The 21,426-nt window shown below is 48.2% G+C and carries 20 protein-coding genes; 13 read left to right on the top strand and 7 right to left on the bottom strand.

What is annotated here, in order from left to right:
• Positions 1-29: 29 nt before the first annotated feature.
• Positions 30-296, top strand: a complete 267-nt coding sequence (locus OSQ85_RS06155) for a DUF167 domain-containing protein (RefSeq protein ID WP_265821968.1) — start codon at positions 30-32, stop codon at positions 294-296.
• Here OSQ85_RS06155 and OSQ85_RS06150 read toward each other — a convergent pair.
• Positions 277-1,197 carry an AEC family transporter gene (locus OSQ85_RS06150; RefSeq protein ID WP_265821967.1) on the bottom strand — a complete coding sequence of 307 codons (921 nt, stop codon included), beginning with the start codon at positions 1,195-1,197 and terminating at the stop codon, positions 277-279. The genes OSQ85_RS06155 and OSQ85_RS06150 overlap by 20 nt on opposite strands.
• Positions 1,198-1,366: 169 nt before the next feature.
• On the opposite strand from OSQ85_RS06150, the gene OSQ85_RS06145 reads away from it, so the two are divergent.
• From OSQ85_RS06145 to OSQ85_RS06135, 3 genes are all read left to right on the top strand, one after another.
• Positions 1,367-1,618 carry a hypothetical protein gene (locus OSQ85_RS06145; protein WP_265821966.1) on the top strand — a complete coding sequence of 84 codons (252 nt, stop codon included), beginning with the start codon at positions 1,367-1,369 and terminating at the stop codon, positions 1,616-1,618.
• A gap of 61 nt (positions 1,619-1,679) precedes the next feature.
• Entirely contained in the window at positions 1,680-3,482 is a 1,803-nt protein-coding gene (recJ, locus tag OSQ85_RS06140; RefSeq protein ID WP_265821965.1) for a single-stranded-DNA-specific exonuclease RecJ, read from the top strand.
• Positions 3,479-5,626: a RelA/SpoT family protein gene (locus OSQ85_RS06135; protein WP_265821964.1), complete on the top strand. Its 2,148-nt coding sequence runs from the start codon at positions 3,479-3,481 to the stop codon at positions 5,624-5,626. Before recJ ends, OSQ85_RS06135 begins: the two co-directional genes overlap by 4 nt.
• Positions 5,627-5,805: 179 nt before the next feature.
• Here OSQ85_RS06135 and rpmB read toward each other — a convergent pair whose 3' ends face one another.
• Positions 5,806-5,994: a 50S ribosomal protein L28 gene (gene rpmB, locus OSQ85_RS06130; RefSeq protein ID WP_265821963.1), complete on the bottom strand. Its 189-nt coding sequence runs from the start codon at positions 5,992-5,994 to the stop codon at positions 5,806-5,808.
• 575 nt (positions 5,995-6,569) lie between these two features.
• On the opposite strand from rpmB, the gene OSQ85_RS06125 reads away from it, so the two are divergent.
• From OSQ85_RS06125 to OSQ85_RS06110, 4 genes are all read left to right on the top strand, one after another.
• Entirely contained in the window at positions 6,570-6,776 is a 207-nt protein-coding gene (locus OSQ85_RS06125; RefSeq protein ID WP_265821962.1) for a DUF1858 domain-containing protein, read from the top strand.
• Positions 6,777-6,858: 82 nt separating this feature from the next.
• A complete protein-coding gene (gene trmB / locus OSQ85_RS06120) occupies positions 6,859-7,545 on the top strand; it encodes a tRNA (guanosine(46)-N7)-methyltransferase TrmB (RefSeq protein WP_265821961.1) in 687 nt (228 codons plus the stop codon).
• A 16-nt stretch (positions 7,546-7,561) separates the two neighbouring features.
• Positions 7,562-8,794: an NfeD family protein gene (locus OSQ85_RS06115; protein WP_265821960.1), complete on the top strand. Its 1,233-nt coding sequence runs from the start codon at positions 7,562-7,564 to the stop codon at positions 8,792-8,794.
• Positions 8,778-9,038, top strand: coding sequence for an HP0495 family protein (locus OSQ85_RS06110; protein WP_265821959.1), 261 nt, complete (start codon positions 8,778-8,780; stop codon positions 9,036-9,038). Before OSQ85_RS06115 ends, OSQ85_RS06110 begins: the two co-directional genes overlap by 17 nt.
• Positions 9,039-9,073: 35 nt before the next feature.
• Here the strand turns inward: OSQ85_RS06110 and OSQ85_RS06105 are convergent, their stop codons facing one another.
• Positions 9,074-10,165: an NADH:flavin oxidoreductase gene (locus OSQ85_RS06105; RefSeq protein ID WP_265821958.1), complete on the bottom strand. Its 1,092-nt coding sequence runs from the start codon at positions 10,163-10,165 to the stop codon at positions 9,074-9,076.
• Between the two features lie 271 nt (positions 10,166-10,436).
• Here OSQ85_RS06105 and OSQ85_RS06100 point away from each other — a divergent pair, with 271 nt between their 5' ends.
• On the top strand, positions 10,437-12,233 hold the full coding sequence (locus tag OSQ85_RS06100; RefSeq protein WP_265821957.1) for a methyl-accepting chemotaxis protein: 1,797 nt from the start codon (positions 10,437-10,439) through the stop codon (positions 12,231-12,233).
• Here OSQ85_RS06100 and OSQ85_RS06095 read toward each other — a convergent pair.
• From OSQ85_RS06095 to OSQ85_RS06080, 4 genes are read right to left on the bottom strand one after another with little or no spacing between them, the layout of a single operon-like run.
• Complete coding sequence (locus tag OSQ85_RS06095) at positions 12,196-12,789, bottom strand: D-glycero-alpha-D-manno-heptose-1,7-bisphosphate 7-phosphatase (RefSeq protein WP_265821956.1); 594 nt, start codon at positions 12,787-12,789, stop codon at positions 12,196-12,198. The genes OSQ85_RS06100 and OSQ85_RS06095 overlap by 38 nt on opposite strands.
• Positions 12,761-13,636: a lysophospholipid acyltransferase family protein gene (locus OSQ85_RS06090; RefSeq protein WP_265821955.1), complete on the bottom strand. Its 876-nt coding sequence runs from the start codon at positions 13,634-13,636 to the stop codon at positions 12,761-12,763. The genes OSQ85_RS06095 and OSQ85_RS06090 overlap by 29 nt, the downstream gene beginning before the upstream one ends.
• Positions 13,620-14,843 (bottom strand): 3-deoxy-D-manno-octulosonic acid transferase, encoded by a 1,224-nt coding sequence (locus tag OSQ85_RS06085; RefSeq protein ID WP_265821954.1) that lies wholly within the window; start codon positions 14,841-14,843, stop codon positions 13,620-13,622. The genes OSQ85_RS06090 and OSQ85_RS06085 overlap by 17 nt, the downstream gene beginning before the upstream one ends.
• Entirely contained in the window at positions 14,818-15,462 is a 645-nt protein-coding gene (locus OSQ85_RS06080; protein ID WP_265821953.1) for a lysophospholipid acyltransferase family protein, read from the bottom strand. The genes OSQ85_RS06085 and OSQ85_RS06080 overlap by 26 nt, the downstream gene beginning before the upstream one ends.
• Positions 15,463-15,687: 225 nt before the next feature.
• On the opposite strand from OSQ85_RS06080, the gene hslV reads away from it, so the two are divergent.
• The 4 genes from hslV to OSQ85_RS06060 all read left to right on the top strand — a co-directional run bounded on the left by hslV (position 15,688) and on the right by OSQ85_RS06060 (position 21,094).
• Positions 15,688-16,218, top strand: coding sequence for an ATP-dependent protease subunit HslV (gene hslV, locus OSQ85_RS06075; RefSeq protein WP_265821952.1), 531 nt, complete (start codon positions 15,688-15,690; stop codon positions 16,216-16,218).
• Positions 16,219-16,220: 2 nt separating this feature from the next.
• Positions 16,221-17,576, top strand: a complete 1,356-nt coding sequence (gene hslU, locus OSQ85_RS06070; protein ID WP_265821951.1) for an ATP-dependent protease ATPase subunit HslU — start codon at positions 16,221-16,223, stop codon at positions 17,574-17,576.
• Positions 17,577-17,584: 8 nt separating this feature from the next.
• A complete protein-coding gene (locus OSQ85_RS06065) occupies positions 17,585-19,189 on the top strand; it encodes a hypothetical protein (protein WP_265821950.1) in 1,605 nt (534 codons plus the stop codon).
• A 651-nt stretch (positions 19,190-19,840) separates the two neighbouring features.
• Positions 19,841-21,094, top strand: a complete 1,254-nt coding sequence (locus OSQ85_RS06060; protein WP_265821949.1) for a hypothetical protein — start codon at positions 19,841-19,843, stop codon at positions 21,092-21,094.
• Positions 21,095-21,426: the final 332 nt, after the last annotated feature.

Raw genomic sequence — 21,426 nt, 5'->3', positions numbered from 1 at the left:
CGCAAGGGGTGATGATGTATTATATTTGTATGAAATTTCATGTTTATATCCAGCCCGGCGCGAAGAAGAGCGGGTATGCCGGGGAGTTTGACGGAAAGGCGAAGATAAAGGTCGCAGCACCGCCTGTTGAGGGTGCGGCGAATGAGGCGGTGGTTCAGTTTTTCGCTAAGGCGCTGAAGCTGCCCAAGTCATCGGTGAGGATATGCGCGGGCGGGCTTTCACGGCATAAGACCATTGAGATAGATGCTGATTTGACTGACGGGGATGTTCTGGAGGCTATACGCCGACTATCATAATCCACATGATGAATGTGAGGATAGAGAAGCTGTGTGTGGTGACTATGGTGCTTGCGGTGAGGCGTGTGTTACCCCCCATTGCTGCGGCGAACACGTAGTTTACCGTTCCGGAAGGGGAGGAGAGCAGAACCACTAGTGCCTTAGCGCCGATGGTCATCTCAATCCCCCATGCTTTCAGCATGAAGAAGGCTATGGCGGGTCCGACGAGCATTTTGAAGAACGAGCTCAGGGAGCTGAGGAAAAAGTCATTCTTCATTGATTCCAGCGTGATTGTGGAGCCCACGCAGAACAGTGCGAGGGGGAGCGTAACGTCACTGATAATGGAGATGGACTTGTTGATGAATGCGGGCATGGGTATGCCGATGTATGAATAGAGCAGTCCGCCCATACAGGCAATGGCGAGGGGGTTCAGCACCGCGTTTTTCATCATGGGGGCTATCTTGGTTCTGTCGCCGGAGGTGAGGCTGAGGCCGATTATCGCCAGCATGCTTACATAAGGCACAATGAACGCCATGAGGACACTGGCGTACATAAGTCCTTCCTGCCCGAAGACATAAAAGAACACGGGCAGCCCCATGTTCGCGTAATTGCCGCGGAAGTTGTTCATGGCGAATGTGCCTGTTATATCCGGGCTGAGGCGGAGGATTTTTGCCGTGATAAAGCTCAGAACGGCAACAAGGAAGACAGATGCGAAAATTATTGCCACAAGCCGCCAGTCAAACACAGCCTTGAGGTTTGAGCGGGAAATGCTGAGAAAAAGAAGTGCGGGGAGTGTGACCTTGAAGATAAGCGTATTGGACGAGGCTATGAACCTGTCGTCAACTATCTTCATTCTTTTAAGCAGGTTTCCGGTTGCAAGCACTATAAAAACCGGAAGCACGAGAAAGAAAATTTCGCTCATAAATATATATAACCCGATTCCTGTATTAAACACAATGATGGTTTAACGGTGAAATAATTAATATATAAACGGTAAACCGCGGTTCATTTGAAATTAAACTCCCTAACCATACTTGTATTTTTACTTTCATTGAAGTATAAATAAAGTATTAAATTTCGGCGGTGGAATAATGCCTGAATTAAGGGATATTTTCGGCGGAGCCAGCATGAAGTACTGGTACGTCGCATTTATAATCAGTATGGCATGGCTTGTGGCATCCCTTGTGAACAGCGCTGCTGTCAGTCAGTATGAACTGACTCTGTATGACAGCGAGGGAAAGGTTATCGAAACCAAAATAGTTGACAAATACAGACTTCAGACACCTGAAAGCCTTCCTGTTACCAAGTCATACAAGCCGATAAAGCCGGTGAGCTTCCTTTAGGCACGTTCTTCTGTTCGGAAAGTGTTTTTTCCTGCAATGATATGCAGGGGTCGCAGGCGAGTTGATTAAACGTCTGAGCACGGAGATGCTTTTGAACCCGAACAGTTTTGAAACCTACATGAGTTCTAAGTATAAGTGGATCTACAAAAGGGCGGATACTCTTCCGCACCTTGAGGTTCTGCGAAGAATCGGGGTTCCGGACTGTCTCTGCGAAGTCTTTGTCAAAAAACATCTTACTGATGACTCAACCATAGAATGCTTTCTGGAAACACCCCTTCGGGAGCTCAACAGCCCCTTTAACCTTAAGGGGATGAAAATCGCTGTGGAGCGTATACGCATTGCCCTGGCAAAGGGTGAGCGGATATGCATTTACGGTGATTATGATGTGGACGGCGTTACCTCTGTTTCGCTGATGTTCCTTTTCCTGACCGAAATAGGAGCTAATGCGGATTACTATATTCCCAACAGGCTTGAGGAGGGCTACGGCCTCAACTGCGAAGCCATGGACGAGATAGCCTCAAGGGGAACCAAACTCATAATAACAGTGGACTGCGGCATAAACGCCGTGAATGAGGTGGCCTATGCCGCCTCTCTCGGAATGGATGTCATAGTAACTGACCACCATCAGCCCGCTGAGGTCATGCCTGAAAAAGCCTTGTGTATAATCAACCCTCTCCAGCCCGGAGATAATTACGAGTTTAAAGAGCTTGCCGGGGTAGGTGTAGCTTTCAAACTTGTAATGGGTCTGCGCTACTACCTGCGGGAACAGGGGTGCTTCGGCAAGGGCGCTCCTAACATAAAAAAATACCTTGATCTTGTAACCCTCGGCACTGTGGCGGATGTTGTGCCCATTGTGGGGGAGAACAGAATTTTTGTACGCCACGGGCTTGAGCTTCTGTCTCAGAAATCCACAAGGCCGGGTGTCAGCGAGCTTAAAAAAATCACCGGACTGGACGGCTCCCGCGTGGGTACGTCACAGGTGGGTTTTGCCCTTGCGCCGCGCATAAATGCCGTGGGCAGAATGGGCAGCAGCGACAAAGGGCTCCGTCTTCTCATAACAGATAACAGGGATGAAGCACGTTACCTCGCCCGCGAGCTTGATCAGGAGAACAGATACCGCCAGACCATAGAGCGAGAAATTATCCTTGAGTCATACCACATGATAGAAACAGAGCAGCTTAACGAGAGATACAAAGGGCTTGTGCTCTACTCCGAAAGCTGGCATCAGGGCGTGATAGGGATAGTCGCCTCAAGGGTGGTGGAAAAATTTCATAAACCCACCATCATAATCACTTCCGAAAACGGTGTGGGCAAAGGCTCCGCCCGCAGTATTCCCGCATTTCATCTTTATGAAGGGCTCAAAAAGGTCGAGAGCCTGCTCATAACCTTCGGCGGGCATAAATACGCCGCCGGGCTCAAGGTTCAGATGGATAATATTTCCGAATTGAGAGAAAAATTCAACGAAGCTGTTGACACTTTGCTTTCTGAGAATGATTATATACCGGAGCTGGTTATTGACGCTTTTCTGGAACCGGAGGACGTTAATAAGGAACTCCTCGGCTGGCTGGACAGGATGCAGCCTTTCGGAGCGGGCAATAAGGAGCCCGTGTTCTGTATGAGGAATCTGAGGAAATCCCAGCCCTTCTCCTACGTGGGCAAGGAGAAAACACATCTTAAGATATATCTTGAGAAAAACGGCAGAGTATTTGACTGCATAGGCTATAACATGAAGGATTCTGAGGAGATGCTAAGTTCCTCCAGCTCATTTGATATAGTTTTCACCCCCGTTCTCAACGGGTGGTACGGCGGCAAGTTCATTCAGCTTAATCTCAAGGATATTCGCCCCGCGGATGAAAATATATGACACACAAGAAAATTATTCGCCTGATGGATATTCAGGACAAAATGATAAAAAACGGTGTCACAACCGGGCTTGAAAAAGTGCACAAGGCATATGTCTATGCCGCGCAGAAGCACAGGGGGCAGTTACGCCACAGCGGCGAACCCTACCTTTCCCACCCGCTGAACGTTGCCTACATCCTCGCAGAGATGAACATGGATGTGGACACGGTGATAGGCGGTCTTCTCCATGATACTCTTGAAGATACGGACGCAACCTATGAAGAGGTGGCCTCGCTGTTCGGGGAGGATGTGGCGTTTATCGTCAATGGTGTCTCCAAGATAGGGCAGATCGAGTTTAAATCCAAAGAGGAGAAGCAGGCGGAAAACTTCCGCAAGATGCTGGTCTCCATGTCAAAAGATGTCCGCGTAATACTCATCAAACTGGCCGACAGGCTTCACAATATAAGCACAATAGACTCCCTGAGACAGGAAAAACAGGAACGCATAGCTCAGGAAACCATGGATATTTATGCGCCCCTTGCCCACAGGCTGGGTATAGCCTGGATCAAGTGGGAGCTTGAGGACCGCTGCTTCCGCATCCTGAACCCCAAGATGTATTATGAGATCTACGAGAAGGTTAAGTACAAACGCGGTGAGCGTGAGCAGTACCTCCTTGAAGTAATGCAGAAAGTGATGAAGGAGCTTGAGGTAAACGGCATAAGAGCCGAGATTCAGGGTAGACCGAAGCATTTTTACAGCATTTACAATAAAATGGTGAAAAAGGGCGCAAGCTTTGAGGAGATATATGACCTTCTCGCCCTGCGCATTATGGTGGATAACGTTCCCCAGTGCTACGCTGTCATGGGCATAATCCATAATCTGTGGATGCCTATACAGTCAAGGTTTAAGGACTACATCGCAATGCAGAAGTCCAACCTTTACCAGTCGCTCCACACAACAGTTGTGGGGCCGAAGGGTATGGCAGTGGAGTTCCAGATCAGAACCCACGAAATGCACAAAGTGGCAGAGGAAGGGATCGCCGCCCACTGGAAATATAAAGAGGGCAAGGTCTTCGACCCGCAGGAGGATAAGACCTTCCGCTGGCTCAGGGGGCTTCTTGAGCAGCATGATCTCAAACGTCCCATTGACCTTGTGGAGGCGCTGAAGGAGGACATCCTTCCCACACAGATCTATGTTTTCACCCCGAAGGGGGATGTGGTGGAGCTTCCGGTCGGTTCAACGCCCATAGATTTTGCTTACTCCATCCACACTGACATAGGGAATATGTGCACCGGAGCGAAGGTTGACGGCCGCATGGTTCCGCTGAAATACCGCCTGCGCAACGGTGACAGGGTAACGGTTCTCACCTCGCCCAACCACAAACCCAGCCGTGACTGGCTCGGCTTTGTAAAAACAAGCAGGGCAAAGGTCAGAATACGCAACTTCATCAGGAAGGAAGAGCGTGACCGCGCACTGGCGCAGGGTATCGACTTTCTGGACAGGGAGTTCAAACAGTATTTTATGGACTACCGGGAGATCTTCAATAAGGAGGCCAATGTCCGGAAGATCGCTTCCCAGTATAAGCTTAAGGATCTTGAGGATATATATGTCGCCGTAGGGTTCGGCAGGGTATCGCCGAGACAGATAGTTCATAACTTTACAGAAATTAAGGATAAAAAGAAGGACGCTGTTGAAAGCATGGAGGCTCCGGCTCCGAAGAAGAGCGAGGAGCCCTTTGTAATTGACGGTATAGATGATGTGCTGGTGAAGGTCGCCAAATGCTGCATGCCGCTTCCCGGAGACGATATTATCGGTTATATCTCAAGGGGCAGGGGTATTGTCATCCATAAAAAGGACTGCGAAAACATCCTGAACGGCAGCATAAACGAGGAGAGACTCACTCCTGTTCAGTGGAGCGATAAAAAGGTGTTCAGAATGCCTGTTGCCATAAAAACAGTGGTTATCGACCGTCCCGGCGTTCTTTTTGATATTGCAAATATCATGAAGGAGATGGGCATAAATATCTCAAACCTTTCATCCGGCAAGGCGCCGGACGGACTGTCCAAGCAGGACTTTACCATCGAGGTTCAGGATAAAAAAGAGCTTAAGACTGTCATCAACAAGCTTCTCAATATAGACGGTGTTCAGGAAGTACGCAGCAACTGATTTGATAAGATCAGTCGGCGCAGCAGTTGTCTGCGTCATTGCGAACGCATGGGCGCAAAAATATCCGCTGAAAAATTTTTGAGAAAAAATCTTTTGAAAGTCCGGATTTTTAGAATGAAGAAAGGGACAAAACCGCCTGCGGACTAAAAAAGCCGCAGGCAGGGTTCAATGTCTGTTGATTAGGCTTTCTGAACTTTGCCTGCTTTAAGGCATTTTGTGCAGACTTTTTTTCTGACAACCTGTCCGTCTTCAATAACTCTCATCTTGTGCACGTTAGGAAGGAAAACCCTTCTTGTAACGTTGTGAGCGTGGCTTATGTTGTGACCGAACATCGGTCCTTTACCGCAAACCTCACATCTTCTGGCCATGTTAATCCTCCGAATGTATGATAATTCTAAACCTTTACAATGTTCAATAGTCTTGATCTAAAGAGCTTGAAATGCTAACATAACCCATATACCTGATCAAGAGTTTTTTTGCTTAGACCTTCTTTTTTCGTGGAAGAGGTAAACGCTCCCATGGAAGGGAACACGCCGTGCGCAGCGTAGCCGAACTTGTTTCGGCGTGAGCGTGTAAGTGAAAAACACAGGATGTGGTTTTTCACTTGGTAAGTCGGCTCAAGAGTTTTTTTGCTTAGGCTCTCTTTTTTCATGGGAACACGCCGATCTGCGTCACTCTGAGCCTCAGGCGAAGAGTCTCTGATTAATCCTCCCCGACTCTCCTTTGCCAAAGGAGGGTGGGCGGGCTTCCCCCTTTAGGAAAGGGGGACAGAGGGGGATTTATGAACGCTGTCCGGGATGCTTCACTGTGTTCAGCATGACGGGTATATAACCGGACAGTTCCCACGTACGGAAAATTCTGGATAGTAAAAATGGAAGGCAGGCTCTTCCTGCCGCAAGTGTACAACAGTATTTATTTTAAATCAGCAATGAGGTTAAATATTATGGAAATAACAGCAAAAACAATAATAGCGGATGTTCTGAAGGCCTGTCCGGCTTCGGTGGAAGTTTTTGATAAATTCAACATGGGCTGCATGAGCTGCATGGGCGTTGCCAATGAAAGCATTGAAAAGGGTTCACGCATGCACGGACTTGATCCCGAAGAGGTTCTGACGGAACTGAGGAAGTTTGTTGCCGGCAGCAAAGCTTAACAAATACAGTATCTTACAGTTATAGACAGAGCACATGCGCACCCCCTTAACCGGGGGTGTTTGCGCTGAATGCGCATTATTTTTGTCAGGGAGGTTTCTTATTAAAAAGTTAGAGCTTAATTTTCAGGAAGATATATACATATACGCCAAAGACCTGCGCCCGCAGGTCGAAAGATTTCAGAAATTTTCCCACGGAGGCGGGTTTGAGGGGTATGAAAGGCTCACCCCATCGGACTTTTTTGAGAAGACCGCTCCGTTTAATGTGGAGATAGGCATAGGCAACGGCGAGTTTATAAGCGCTTTCGCCACAAAACATCCGGAGCAGAATTATCTGGGCTTTGAGGTAATGAAGCGTATTTTCGACAGGGCGATAAGAAAAGTGCGCACCGCTGAGGTGAAAAACGCAAAGATAATCCATTTCGATGCCACTTTTTTCATAAGCCTGTTCAAAGACGGCAGTGTGGACAACTTTTACGTGAATTTCCCCGATCCGTGGCCGAAGAAAAAGCACAATAAGCGCAGGCTGCTTAAAACATCCTTTATAGAAATTCTCACCTCCAAGCTTAAGAAGGGGGGCAGTCTGTACATGGCGACAGATCAGGTCGACTACGCCGAAGAGATTGTCCTGAACCTGAAACCAGTGGAAAATTTGAAGAGTGCGTACGATACTGTATTTATAAACGAACTGGTGGATTACCACGAAACAAAATATTATCGTAAGTTTTCGCCTGAGTTGGGCGTTTACTTTTTCAGGATGATAAAACAGTAGCCTGACGGAGGTACTGATGAGGTTTTTGCTTGCTTTTCTGATGCTGTTTGCTTCCGTTGCCGCAGATGCAAAGGAGTATTTTTTCGTTGAGATAGACGGCGTAATCAGCGGCTATACCGAGAAATATATAGAACAGTCCCTTGACAAAGCTTCCGGTGCGGACGGTGTGCTGGTTATTAAGCTTGATACTCCGGGCGGTGTGCTTGATTCCACAAGGAAGATAGTCCAGCTTATACTCGAAAGCGAAACCCCGGTAGTCACCTTCGTTTCCCCGCAGGGAGCCAGAGCTGGTTCCGCGGGCACATTCATCACCCTCGCCTCCCATTACGCAGCAATGGCAGAGGGGAGCAACATAGGCGCCGCCCACCCGGTCAATATTACCGGGCAGAACATAGAGGGCGAGATGGGTAAAAAGATAGAGAACGATACCGTGGCCTTCATCCGCTCCATAGCTGAGAAAAGGGGCAGAAACCTTGATATATCAGTGCAGATGGTCACAAACTCACTGAGCCTTACCGCTCAGGAAGCCCTTGAGGCAAACCTGATAGACTCTGTTGTGAACAGTGATGACGGCCTTGTTGCCCTGCTGGCTGAGAAGTACGGTGAACAGACGGCAAGGACTTATCTCGAACCCACGGTTCTGCAGAGGGTGGCATTTTTCTTAAGCGATCCCAATGTGCTGATGCTGATGCTTTTTATCGGGATAGGCGCCATTTTCCTAGAATTTAAGATGCCCGGCACGTTTGTTTTTGCCGGAATAGGCATATGTGCCATTCTGCTTTTCCTCATGGGTATTAATATAATACCTGTAAACTGGCTCGGTCTGCTGCTGATCATCGCGGGCTTTGCGCTTATGTTTGCCGAGGTCTTTATTCCAAGCTTCGGTCTTTTGACCCTTGGCGCGGTTGTGGCATTGGGCTTTGGAATGTATCTGCTTTTCAGCAGGGAAGGGAACGTGGGCATAAGCGTTTCATGGGGAATGATAATCGGTGTTCTGGCTGTGGTTATCCTCGTTGTCGGGCTCATAGGCAGGCTGCTTGTAAGGGATTTTCTCGCAAAACCTGCCACAGGGGCGGAGGGGATGATAGGCGAAACAGGCACTGTCATGTCATGGAACGGTTCAGCGGGCAAGGTATTTGTCCACGGGGAAATATGGAGCGCTGAATCCGGCTCGGCATTTGAAAAGGACGATAAGGTCAAAGTCACGGAAATTAAGGGGATGGTGATAAAAATTGAGCGAGCAGAATAGTTTTACGGAAATGATATACCCCGCCAGATTCACATACAAGATGATGGGGGACGATACGGACTCTTTCAGAGACAGCGTGAAGGCTGTTTTTGTACTGAAAGAGGTCATTGACATTCAGGAAAGAAGGAGCAGCAGCGGAAAGTATGTTTCGATCTCCATTACTGTGGATGTGGAAAACTACAATGAGCTGAGAAGCTTTTACGAAATGATAAGCCGTATAGACGGGCTTAAATACCATCTTTAGAAAAAAGTGCGCCCCGCATCCGGCGGGGCATCTGCCTATTTATTGATAACGCACCTGATCAGCCCGTCTTTCAGTCCGGGTTTGAAACATCCGTTGCATGAAATGCAGTCCGAAGGCGCTGTGTTTCCGCTTTCCCATCTTTTTATGATTGAGGGCTCCTTTATAAGCGGCCTAGAGAGTGAGACAAAGTCCATGCCTGCTTCAAGCGCCCTGAGGCATTCCCCATAGCTTCTGTATCCGCCCACTGTCATCAGGGGCAGAGAGACGGCAGCGCGTATTCTTTTAGCGTATTCAAGGTTATAAGCCTCTCCTGCACCGGCTTTAACCCCTGTGCGTACTGGTGCGCCGTCTTTGCCGGAGGCAGGGGTTCCTGCGCTTATTTCGATAGCATCAGCGCCCGCTTTTTCAAGGAGGACTGCCGCCTGAACCGCATCCTCAATATCAAGCCCGCCCTCCAGATTGTCTGAACCGTTAAGTTTTACCATCACAGGGAAATCCGCCCCAGCGGAGATTTTCACTTCCGCAAGAACTTCAAGCATGAAGCGGGCTCTGTTTTCAAGGGTTCCACCGTATTGATCCGTGCGCTTGTTCAGTGCAGGGGAGAGAAACTGATTCATCAGATACCCGTGGGCGGCGTGAAGCTGCACAGCGTCAAACCCTGCCTCTTTGCAGAACCTTGCGGTTTCTGCGAAAGCCGATTTTATCCTGATTATTTCCTCAGTGCTCAGCTCTTCCGGTACTGCGGAGTACTGCGGAGCCTCCACTGCTGAGGGGGCAAGGGGTTTTCTGCCCGCCATGCGCTCAGAGGACTGTCCGCCGCAGTGTACAAGCTGCCCTGCAATTTTTGCTCCGGAAGCATGCACTGCGTCAGTGAGCTTTCTGTAGACTTCCACAGCTGCCTCATCTTTCAGCATCATCTGTCCGGGGGTCTGCCTTCCGTCAGTGCAGGGAACTATGTACCCGGTTATTATCAGGCCTGTTTCGCCCTCCGCCAGTTCTTTATATAAATTTATCTGCTTATCAGAGGGGATTCCGTCCGCATCCGCGCCGCCTTCCCATGTTGCGGATCTCACAGCTTTGTTTTTGAGTACGAGTGACTTGATATTGGATTTCTGAAATAATGTCATTGATGAACCTCATGCTATTTCGGGTAATTATGGGAAGTATCAGCTATTTGTCCAGTATTTAATTTACTTCTTTACTGAAAGATGTTGTTTTGAAAAACAAAAATTAAGGATTGCGGATAAAAAATATCCTATGTTTTATTATTGATACATGCTCTTAGTTGAAAAATTTTCTGTTTTACCGCAATTTATAAATATTTTTATTGACTTGCAAAAAAATTCAAAAAATTTTATTTTACACAATGGTTATTTTATAAAAGTGTTATGGTGAGCTATGGCTATTTTCTACAACATATACAAGTGGCTGGAAAAGAATATTTTCAACAGCCTGACCAAAAAAATCTTCGGTAATATACTGGGCATCGTCTGTTTTCAGATTCTGCTTATGACGGCGTTCTCTTTTTATCAGCGCAGAAGTATAAGCGGTCTTATCTCGGCAAAGGACCCTGCACTGGCAGAGAGTATCGGCGGTGCAATAATGAGCCAGAGCCTCTGGAATATTGTTTTCTTTGCAGTATTTTCAGTCACAGCGGCTGTTCTGACAGCCATTTTTATGCGTATGCTTATTGTCAGGCCGGTGAAAAGGCTCTCAATTCTTCTTGAAGAGGTAAGCGAAGGGGAGGGGGATCTCTCTCTGGATATGCCCCAGCTTACATATGATGAAATGAGCGAACTTGCCGGAAACTTTAACAGATTCATGGAAAAGCTCCGGGATATTATAAGGCAGGTTCGGGTTCTTGGAGTGAATATAGGGGTGGAATCAGCAAAGGTTGTGAAAAATGTGGATGCCGCCTCTAAAGATGCCAAAACTCAGGATGTGCTCGCCAATACGGTTTTCGAAGCCAGTGAGCGGGTTACGGATGCCATAGAGACAGTGGCTGCAAACTCAGTGCAGATAAGCACCACAACGGTGAACAACCTTTCCCACGCGCGTGATTCCTACAGAGAGCTTGAAAATGTAACGGAGAAAATACAGGAAGTTAGCCTGATGATAGGCTCATTCCTCACCACCGTGAACGGGCTTGCGGAAAACTCCAGACATATCAGAACCGTTGTGTCGCTCATAGAGGATATTTCCGACCAGACAAACCTGCTTGCGCTGAATGCGGCTATTGAAGCAGCCAGAGCGGGTGAAGCCGGAAGAGGCTTCGCCGTGGTGGCGGACGAGGTGCGCAAGCTGGCGGAAAGAGTGAAGACGGCGACGGAGGAAATATCCAAAAACATAGACAGCATAGTCGGTCAGGTGCAGAATACCGCAACTCAGACCGAAACCATAAACCAGCATATGGGGCTCACCAAGGATGTTGTTGAGCGTACATCTGTCAAGTTCATGTCCATGGTGACTGATTTTGAACAGACATCAGCCGGGCTCCAGAATATCACAAGCTCCCTTGATGATCTCACAAAAGTCAATGACCGGATCAATGAGAATGTTTCTGACATACACCGTATAGCTAACGAAGTAACACACCGGATGGGTGATTCCAAGTACTCAACGGATGATCTCAACGGCAAAATCGAGATAATTCAGGAGCTTGTTTCCCGTTTCAAAATAGGGAAGGGTACTTTTGAGCAGATAATTTTGAAAGCGGATGATTATAAAAGTGCCTTTGAGTCAAAGCTGACCGCTTACGCCGCTCAGGGTGTTAATGTTTTTGACAGGAACTACCGCCCCGTTAAAGGAACAGATCCTCAGAAATATTCAACCGATTACGACAAGAGGGTGGAGGGTGAGTTTCAGAAAATGTATGACGAAGCCCTGAAAACTGTGAAAGGGTGTATTTTTGCCCTGTGTGTTGATGCCAACGGCTATGCGCCGACTCACAACAGCAAGTTTGCCAAACCTCTCACGGGGAACCATGATGCTGACATGCTCACCAGCAGGGATAAAAGGATTTTTAATGATCACACAGGCATAAGAGCGGCGAAAAACACCAAGAAGTTCCTGCTTCAGGCCTATGTGCGTGATACGGGCGAGGTGGTGAACGACCTCTCGCTCCCCGTATATGTCAACGGGAAGCATTGGGGTGCTTTCAGGCTGGGGTTTGATCCGGCTGTGCTTGCTGACTGATTTTCAGAATATCCAGAACGGCGGAAAGGATATTATCAGTTATGACATCCGCACCGCCGGGGTTTTTCTCGGCCTCTCTGAGGCCGTAGCCGGTTTTTACAAGGTATGTGCGGCAGCCTGTTTTCCTGCCGAGCTTAATATCGCTCATTTTGTCACCGATGATGAACATCCTTCCGGTGTCCACGGGCAGTTCGCTTAATGCTTTGTCAATCATCCCTGTCCGGGGCTTCCGGCAGTTGCAGTCCACTGCGTATTTCGGGTCTTTGGATGAGGTGTGGTGGGGGCAGTAGTATACGGCATCAAGCCTTGCTCCGCCTTTACTGAGTTCGGAGCGCATTTTTGAGTGGAGGGTTTCCACATTATCCTCCCCGAAATAGCCTCTGCCCACTCCGGCCTGATTAGTGAGGACAATGACAAGGAATCCGTGAGTGTTGAGAAGGCGCACTGCCTGCGGAACAAACGGGTACAGATTGAAGTTGTCCGGGTGGTCAATATATCCGGCCTCGATGTTCATTGTGCCGTCCCGGTCAATAAAAACTGCGGGAAACTTTTCCATTCTCATCCTCTGTCTTTTTAAACCGTTTATGGAGCAGATACCACTGTTCGGGGTTCTGTTTTATCACTTCTTCAAAGGCGCTGTTGATTCTCACAGCAATATCATTTATGCGTTCTTTGGGTTTCAGGTTAGGATCAGGCAGAATCTGCTCAAGAAAAATCAGTTCAGCTCCGTCTTCAGTCCTTTTCATAAACGCAGGACGTATTGGGATATTCCTGCGGACTGCTATCATAGGCAACCCTTTGTTAAAAGTGGTTTTGATACCGAAGAAGGGAATGAAGATCGAATCCTTTTCCGTAGAAGCATGATCCAGAAGGGCTGCTATGTGGGCGTTTGAGGCCAGAAGTCTGTTGACTTCATCCGCACAGTCCCTGTGGTGCAGGTATATGAGCTTGTCGGAAAAGCCGCGTCTTTTTTTAACAAAATCATCGATCTTGGGGTCTTTCATTTTTCTTGCCAGAAGCCCTATTTTAAGCGGACTTATCAGGGCAAGCACAGGTGCTGCAAGCTCCCAACAGCCGAAATGAGCTGAAACTATAATCTCCCCTGAAACGGGTTCCGGTTTTATTCCGCGGCAGGAAATTTTAATATGCTTATCCATAAACGCCTGATCCACTCTGCCTATGCAGAATGCTTCCATGTAGCTCATGAATGTATGGCGGAATGATTCGCGGGCGCATTTCACAGGGTCTTTTGCCCCGATAATTTCCGCGTTTACGATTGCCGTTTTCCGTCTGGAGGGCAGAATATACCAGAAAACTGAGCCCAGCAGCCAGCCGATACGTCTGAGGAATTTCAGGCTCCGCTTTCCGAAAAGAAAATAAAAAAACTTAATCAGCAAGTGCAACTTTTATTGCCTCCAGGAACTTAGACAGTCTCTCATCGGCGGAAGCCTGCACCTCCGCCCTGAAATCTCCGAAGCTGCCCTCCGGTTCAGGTGCGGCAAAAAATGCGGCAAGCTCTTCTTCGCCTTTCACTGTTGTTACGAGGTTGTATTTAATGGCAAGTTCATAAATTTCTCTGAAATTCTGCATATTGGGCCCAACTGCAACATGGCGTCCGAAGCGCAGAGCCTCAAAAATGTTGTGTCCGCCGACATTTGCGATTGAACCGCCGATGAAGATTCTGTCTGCGGTTCTGTAAAGCGCTTCGAGCTGGCCGAAAACATTTACAACAACAGCATCACAGTCCGGATTAAACTCTGTCAGGGTGCATGCCCTCAGGCCGGAGCTTTTCAGGAGCGCGAGGCATTCGTCAGTGCGGTTAAGGTGTCTGGGTGCTATGATAAGCCTTCCTGCAAAGCCGCTTTTTCTGAAAGCCTTTACCGCTGCTTCCTCTTCGCTTTTGTGAGTGCTGGCTGCGGCGATGAAGGGTCTGTCATTGAGCGGTTTTATCACTGAAAGATCCGGCTCACCGTCAAATTCGCTGAATTTTATATTTCCGAGGGTGGATATTCCCTCCGAACTGCCCTTGAGTGCGGCAAATCGTGCGGTATCCTCTTCGCTTTTGGTAAAGATATGCTCAAATTTATGGAGAAGCGGGGATATAACCCTGCGTATCTTCATGTATCCGCCCAGGCTGCGGTCTGATATTCTTGCGTTTACAAGGAAAAGCGGAGCATGCTTTGAGGTGCTTGATATGAAGTTCGGCCAGAGCTCCGTGTCTATAATCACTGTTGCTTTCACATTCATGCAGTACAGAATGTAGGAAATGGCAATGGGGTTTTCTATGGGGAGCAGAAAAGCGAAATAGGGCTTGAGCTCCTTTTCCGCGATGGCTTTTCCTGTTGCTGTGGTGGTGCTTATCATGAACTCCGCATCGGGATAGCGTCTGCGGAAGGCGTTTATAAGCTGCTTAAGGCTGCGTACTTCTCCCACGCTTGCGCAGTGAAACCATACGGTTTTCGCGGGCGGCTCAGGGAAGGTTATGAAGCCGAACCGCTGAAAATAGTCCGCATCCTCCTTTTTTCTGAGCGCAATGAGAAACCCAATAGGCACGGCAAAGGGAATAAGTATAATTATAAACAGGTTATACAATATTCGGAGAATAAACAAGCGTCTGCTCCATTGTGGATTTCTCTATTTCGGCCATTTCTGCTTTCATGGTTTCCGGTGATGTGTCTTCCGAAACATAAACAGGGTCACAGTAATGGACATCTATCCTCGCAAAGGGGTAAGGAAGGATGAATCCGTCCCAGCTTGCGAAGCGTTTAAAGCTTTTGCAGTCAAATATGACAGGCATCATAACGCCGTGGGTGTTTTTCGCAAGGAAAAGCGCACCGGGCTTCATTTTATATTTAGGCCCTTTGGGACCGTCCACGGCAATGGCGGCGTGCCATGTGCCGTTCATCAGTTTTTTTATCTCAAGGAGAGCCTTGGAGCCGTTGCGGCTGGATGAGCCTCTCACGGCTCTGTAGCCGAAAGATTCCGCCACATGCGCCATAATGTCTCCGTCCTTACTGCTGGAAATTATTATGGCGAGGTTAACCCCTTTGTGAAAGTGGAGTATGGGGAAAATCTGATTGTGCCATGTGAAAAACACGACACTTCTGCCGCTGTTGAAAAGTTCATCAAGTTTTTCTTTCCCGGTTACGCGGTAGCGGAAAGTGTTTCCGTACAGCATCATAAATTTACCGAAGAGCCACAGGGCAAAGGGGAAAAGTCTTTTTTTCATTATCCGACCGTAAAAGCGCGCATTTATACCGCATCTCCTCAAACCCTAACTATACTTTTATTCATGTTGAAAGTAAACCGCTGATTTCAGACGGATTCTGAACATAAATGCTGCCCAAATTTCCTATATTGTATATAACGGCTTGTCATAAGATGCGGTTTTTTGTACCTTATTAGGGCTTGTCAAAATCTCAGGAACAGCTTTTAACTCAGCAGGGAACGGATTATGGAAATTAGAGGAACAACGGTCATAGCGGTCAGAAAAAACGGCAGAACCGCCATAGGTGCAGACGGACAGGTCACTTTCGGAAACACCGTGATGAAGCACAATGCGAAGAAGGTAAGAAGAGTCTATAACGATAAAGTGCTGTGCGGTTTCGCAGGCTCCACGGCGGACGCTTTCACTCTTATGGAGCGTTTCGAGGCTAAGCTTGAGACATTCGGCGGTCAGCTTCTGCGCGCAGCAGTGGAACTCGCCAAGGACTGGCGCACGGACAGATACCTCCGCAGGCTGGAGGCGATGATGGTTGTCGCCGGAGGGGACGCAGTGTACATAATCACCGGCAACGGCGATGTTGTGGAACCGAATAACGGTGTGGCTGCCATCGGCTCAGGCGGGCCTTTCGCACAGTCCGCAGCCGTTGCGCTCACGGAAAACACGGAACTTTCCGCCGCGGAAATAGTCAGGAAGTCATTGGAGATAGCGGGCGACATCTGCATCTACACCAACAGGAACATAATAGTTGAGGAATTATAGATATGAAAACCGATCAGAGTCTGATGGCAGCGCAGGGTGCGCTTACGCCGAAACAGATTGTGGAAGAGCTTGATAAATACGTAGTCGGCCAGAAAAACGCCAAAAAGGCCGTGGCTGTTGCCCTGCGCAACAGATGGCGCAGGCTTCAGCTTCCTGATAAGCTTCAGGAGGAGATTTCACCGAAAAATATAATCCTCATCGGCCCCACAGGTGTGGGTAAGACCGAGGTCGCCAGAAGGCTTGCCAAGCTTGCCGGAGCACCGTTTATGAAGATCGAGGCCAGCAAGTTCACCGAGGTGGGCTATGTGGGGCGTGATGTTGAGAGCATGGTGCGCGATCTGGTTGAGATAGCCATCGCCATGGTAAAGGCTGAGAAAAAGGACGCAGTTCTGGAAAAGGCCAGGCGCAACGCAGAGGAGCGGCTCCTTGACATTCTCCTGCCCAAAAAGCCCGGCTTCTCGGAGGAAAGCTCAGATTCATCCACCCGCGAGAAATTCCGCAGAATGCTGGCTGCGGGCGAGCTTGACGAACGCGAGATCGAAGCTGATGTGGAGGAGCAGGGCCCGCAGGTGGAAGTGCTCACTAACATGGGCATGGACGAGCTTGGGATGAATATAGGGGACATGATGAAAAACATGTTCCCGAACAGGAAGAAAAAACGCAAAATGAAGGTTAAGGAAGCCAGAACCGTTATCGAAATGGAAGAGGCGGCCAGGCTTATAGATATGGAAGATGTGAAAAAGGATGCCCTGCGCCGTGTGGAGCAGACGGGCATTATCTTCCTTGATGAAATAGACAAGATCTGTGCCCGCGAAGGGGCTGCCCACAAAGGGGGCGATGTCTCCCGCGAGGGTGTGCAGAGGGACCTGCTCCCTATTGTCGAGGGCTCCACAGTGAACACCAAACACGGCATGGTCAACACCTCTCACATACTTTTCATCGCAGCGGGAGCTTTCCACATGGCGAAACCTTCCGACCTTATCCCTGAGCTTCAGGGGCGCTTTCCCATAAGGGTTGAGATGGATTCACTGGAAATGGAGGACTTCATCCGCATACTGAAAGAACCGGAAAATGCCCTCACAAGGCAGTATGAGGCGCTGCTCAGGGCGGACGGAGTGAGTGTTGAGTTTGCGGATTCCGGCATAATGAAAATAGCTGAGATAGCCACTGAGGTCAACCGCTCACTGGAGAACATCGGCGCCAGAAGGCTCCACACCATACTTGAAAAGCTTCTGGAGGAGATCTCCTTCGAAGCTCCGGACACATCGGAAAAAGATATAATGATAGACGACACATATGTTGAGAATCACCTCAGGGGTATAGTCGAAGACAGGGATCTCAGCAAATACGTTTTATAGGATAACTCATGAGAAAATTACTGGTACTTATTCTTATCCTCTTACCCTTAGCCGCTCAGGCAAGGTTTGAGAAAGTCGCCTCGGATGTAAATTCGCTTTTCAGCAGGATGGGCGGATATGTGGTCAGCGTTGACGGCAGCGTGATCTATTCGGATCTGGGCTCTGCCTCAAACGTTTATCCGGGGCTTGTCCTGAAAGTTTACAGAGAAGGCGAGGAGATAACGCACCCTATAACCAAGCAGGTTCTTGGCAGGAAAAAAGTCCTGATCAGCGATGCGGTTGTGAAAAACGTGTTTGAAGGCTACTCCGAGCTGGAGCTTTCCGATAAAAAAGCAGTGGTAAAAGTCGGCGATGCCGCAGTGCTTAATCCTCCGGTTGAGGTTGCCGTAAAAACGGTAAATATTCCCACCCGTATCGAGCTCCTGCTTAAGGAGGATGTGGCGAAGGTTCCTAATATCACCCTTAAGGATTCCGCAGCGATAGCTCTTGTATTCACTCAGGATGAAAAAGGCGGCATATCCCTTGAAGCGAGGGACACGAAATCCGGAACCCTGATAGCAAGCGCCTACTACGCTGATATTGAGGCGGCTGATTCCGGCAGACTCACCAGAGACTCCTTCCAGAGCGAGTTTCTGGAGGCGGAATATGACACCATGACAGTCGGTCATATGATTAACAAGGAAGAGATATTCGCCGCTGTTTCGAGTAAGACTCAGGTGGATTTCTATAAATTCACCGGAAAAGCCTTTGAGAAAAAGGCAGAACTCAAGCCCGCAGGGATAACTTTCATTGTTTCTGTGGACAGTGCGGATCTGGACGGCAACGGCATAGAGGAAGTGCTGGTTTCATGGCTTGAGTATGACAAGTTTGCGAAAACAAACGTTTATGAGTATGACGGCGCAAGGTTTGTTCTGAAAGCAGAGAAGCTCCCCTTCTTTTCCAGAGTCAGCTACGACAAGGGCAAAAAGGTTGTCCTCACACAGAGACTCGCTACCGACGGAACATTTGTCGGACAGATTCAGAAGCTTGAGTATAAAGGCAGCTACGTGAGAGGCGAGTCAATCCCTGATTCGGCGAATAAAAAGCTTTTCGGCTTTGGTTACGCGGATGTCAACAGGGACGGCAGTGTCAACCCTGTATATATTAATGATGATTATAAGGTTGTTGTGGAGAAGGACGGTGAAGAGGTTTTTGAAAGCGTTGAGCAGTTCAGTCAGACCCCGAAGTTCATCAATCTTCAGGAAGAGCAGGAAAACAGGAAGGTCAATCAGAAGATCAAGGATATAGACGCTTTTGAGGTTATGGAGCAGAGGCAGCATCTTAAAGGGCGCATCTTTGTAAATACCGACGGACGGCTGTATCTTATAAAAAACCAGTCTATGTCCAACATGCTGCCGAACACCTTTTCATACAAGGGCTCCGCTTTCGCGGTCTACGGCTGGGAAGGCAAAACCATGTCAAAAGTATGGGAATCAGACCTGAAAGAGCCCGTTATTGTGGATTATTACATGTATGAGGAATACGGAAGGACATATCTCTTCATGCTCCGAAACATCGCTGGCGGAGTTTTCCGCAAGGCTACCAGCCAGATAGAGTATATAGAAACAAAGTAGCAATTTTTAATAAATCCCCCTCAGTCCCCCTTTGTTAAAGGGGGAAGTTTTTGGTAATAAAGCTAAAACCCCCTCCTTTAATAAAAGGAGGGTCGGGGAGGATTTGTTCAGGACTCTTCGCTGTCGCTCAGAGTGACGGTTGACTCCGGTCATCCTGATTCGCACCGCCAAGTCATCCTGAACGCAGTGAAGGATCCCCTGTTTGCCAGCCACAAACTGCACATCCTGTCAGTTTAAGGCACACTCTCGCGGCTTGCAAAGCAAGCCTTCGCTTCGCACGGCGCGGCTCCATCCGTGGAGCCGTGACAGTTTCATCCTGAGCGCAGTGAAGGATCTTCTGTATATTTTCTCTAAAGAATCAAATATCCCTGCCGAAGTGTATCAAAGCGGTTTAACACTGTGTTCAACAATAGACACTGCAACTTCACATTAATTTGAATTGTGGGAGACTTAAGTTTGGGCTAAACTCCCCTGTAAACGTGTCCTGACCAAAAAAACGTTGACTTACAAACAGCGTATGTGGTAGTTCTTGTTAGTGTTGACATTACTCAAATGCTGTGCTAGTTTTTAACAGTATTTGAGTTTGAGTTAATGGTGTGGAAGTAAAAAGGGTAACCTTTTAAACAGTAAAAACCTACAGGAGGAAAAAGAATGAGGAAACTTTTAGTAGTTCTCATGGTTGTGGCTTTTGCCGCAACAGCATTCGCAGCCGATGTCAAACTCAGCGGCTACATGGAAGTAAAGGGTATCTACGTTGAAAACGGCGGAGCTAACGAAGACTCACTCGGTGAGAAATCATGGTGGGAGCAGGACGGTAACGTTCAGGCTAAATTCATCGTTGACAAAGGCACAGCCTTCACAGTAAGAGGCGATTTCCACGATGGTACTTGGGGCGATCCCGAAATGAAAGCCAAAACAACCGGTGACGGCGAAGCTGGCTTCACTATCCAGAGAGCCTTCCTTGAGCACGACTTCGGTAAAGCAGCTATCCATGCTGGTCTTATGGCTACTGGCGGCTGGGGTACAGCTTTCGGCAACGACGTTGAAGGCAACTACAGAGTTAAACTTATAGTTCCTGTTGCAACCGGTAAACTTACTTTCCAGACAACTAAAAACTACGAAGCTGGCGATTACGAAGTTGAAGATTCTGAAAAAGATGACAACGACGGTTACGGCGTTGACTTCGTAGGCAAAACCGGCGCTTTCACTTACGGTGCTAACCTTACTTACGCTAATAACTCTTATGTAACAAACAGCGGCGGCGTTCAGTATCCTAGTACTGTTAATAACAGTGATGGTACTCAGCAGGTTAAACTTGAAGTTATGCTTAAGGGCGACCTTGGCATGTTCGGCTTCGAGTCTGAATTTGCTTATGCTGATGTAACAAGCGACATACTTGTTTCCGAGTCTGCTACTGCTAGTCAGGACTACAACCTTTTCGGTGCATATGTTAACGGTTTTGCTAAGCTTGGCAAAACAACTGCGGGTCTTGTGTTCCTTTACGGTTCCACTGACGAAGATGCTAACAAAGGTTACGCTTTTGCTGACGACTTCGATACTACTTACATAGTTGACGAACTTGGCGGCAACGCTCTTGCACCCGGAAAAGGACATGATGACCTTACTGGTTACACTGCTTTCAAACTGTATGCTGACTATGCTCACAGCGATGCTCTTACTCTTGGTGCAGCTTTCGTTTACGCATTCTCCAACTGGGATGATGCTGATTATGAAGACATTAACCTGTACGAACTTGATGCGTATGTTTCATACCAGATCAACAAAGCTCTTAACTACACAGTTAAAGCAGCTTACCTTCAGGTTAACGAAATCGGTTCAGGCGCTGATCAGTACGATGCAGACCCCATCTATTATGCTTCTCACATGCTTAGTGTAGCTTTCTAATCTACTCTGAACTGAGAAAAGCTTAAAAATTACCCAAGCCCGCCGGGGAAATCCGGCGGGCTTTTTTCGTTTCCAGTCATGCTGAACGTTGCGTTTATCTTGAGACTCTTCGCTTCCGCTCAGAGTGACGGTGTTCATTGCGTCATTCTGAGGCGTAGCCGAAGAATCTTCTTGTTTGCCAGCCTCAAACCGTACATCCTGTCAGTTTGAGGCACACGCTCGCGGCTTGCAAAGCAAGCCTTCGCTTCGCACGGCGCGGCATCTTGTCTTAACAATCTAAAATCCTCCATCCATGGGAATTTTAGATACACGCTCGCGGCTTGCAAAGCAAA

Origin of the sequence: Geovibrio ferrireducens (assembly GCF_026226615.1) — a bacterium.
GTDB lineage: Bacteria > Chrysiogenota > Deferribacteres > Deferribacterales > Geovibrionaceae > Geovibrio > Geovibrio ferrireducens.
The sequence above is the reverse complement of the archived record's forward strand: the minus strand, read 5'-3'. Positions and strand labels throughout refer to the sequence as shown.

Excerpts from the sequence above, each read along its gene's own strand:
- OSQ85_RS06100 (WP_265821957.1), top strand. The coding sequence starts at position 10,437 with ATGGCTATTTTCTACAACATATACAAGTGGCTGGAAAAGAATATTTTC.
- rpmB (WP_265821963.1), bottom strand. The coding sequence starts at position 5,994 with ATGGCCAGAAGATGTGAGGTTTGCGGTAAAGGACCGATGTTCGGTCAC.
- OSQ85_RS06105 (WP_265821958.1), bottom strand. The coding sequence starts at position 10,165 with ATGACATTATTTCAGAAATCCAATATCAAGTCACTCGTACTCAAAAAC.
- hslU (WP_265821951.1), top strand. The coding sequence starts at position 16,221 with ATGAAAACCGATCAGAGTCTGATGGCAGCGCAGGGTGCGCTTACGCCG.
- OSQ85_RS06155 (WP_265821968.1), top strand. The coding sequence starts at position 30 with ATGAAATTTCATGTTTATATCCAGCCCGGCGCGAAGAAGAGCGGGTAT.
- OSQ85_RS06060 (WP_265821949.1), top strand. The coding sequence starts at position 19,841 with ATGAGGAAACTTTTAGTAGTTCTCATGGTTGTGGCTTTTGCCGCAACA.
- OSQ85_RS06145 (WP_265821966.1), top strand. The coding sequence starts at position 1,367 with ATGCCTGAATTAAGGGATATTTTCGGCGGAGCCAGCATGAAGTACTGG.
- OSQ85_RS06080 (WP_265821953.1), bottom strand. The coding sequence starts at position 15,462 with ATGAAAAAAAGACTTTTCCCCTTTGCCCTGTGGCTCTTCGGTAAATTT.
- OSQ85_RS06125 (WP_265821962.1), top strand. The coding sequence starts at position 6,570 with ATGGAAATAACAGCAAAAACAATAATAGCGGATGTTCTGAAGGCCTGT.
- OSQ85_RS06115 (WP_265821960.1), top strand. The coding sequence starts at position 7,562 with ATGAGGTTTTTGCTTGCTTTTCTGATGCTGTTTGCTTCCGTTGCCGCA.
- OSQ85_RS06095 (WP_265821956.1), bottom strand. The coding sequence starts at position 12,789 with ATGGAAAAGTTTCCCGCAGTTTTTATTGACCGGGACGGCACAATGAAC.
- hslV (WP_265821952.1), top strand. The coding sequence starts at position 15,688 with ATGGAAATTAGAGGAACAACGGTCATAGCGGTCAGAAAAAACGGCAGA.
- OSQ85_RS06065 (WP_265821950.1), top strand. The coding sequence starts at position 17,585 with ATGAGAAAATTACTGGTACTTATTCTTATCCTCTTACCCTTAGCCGCT.
- OSQ85_RS06135 (WP_265821964.1), top strand. The coding sequence starts at position 3,479 with ATGACACACAAGAAAATTATTCGCCTGATGGATATTCAGGACAAAATG.
- OSQ85_RS06150 (WP_265821967.1), bottom strand. The coding sequence starts at position 1,197 with ATGAGCGAAATTTTCTTTCTCGTGCTTCCGGTTTTTATAGTGCTTGCA.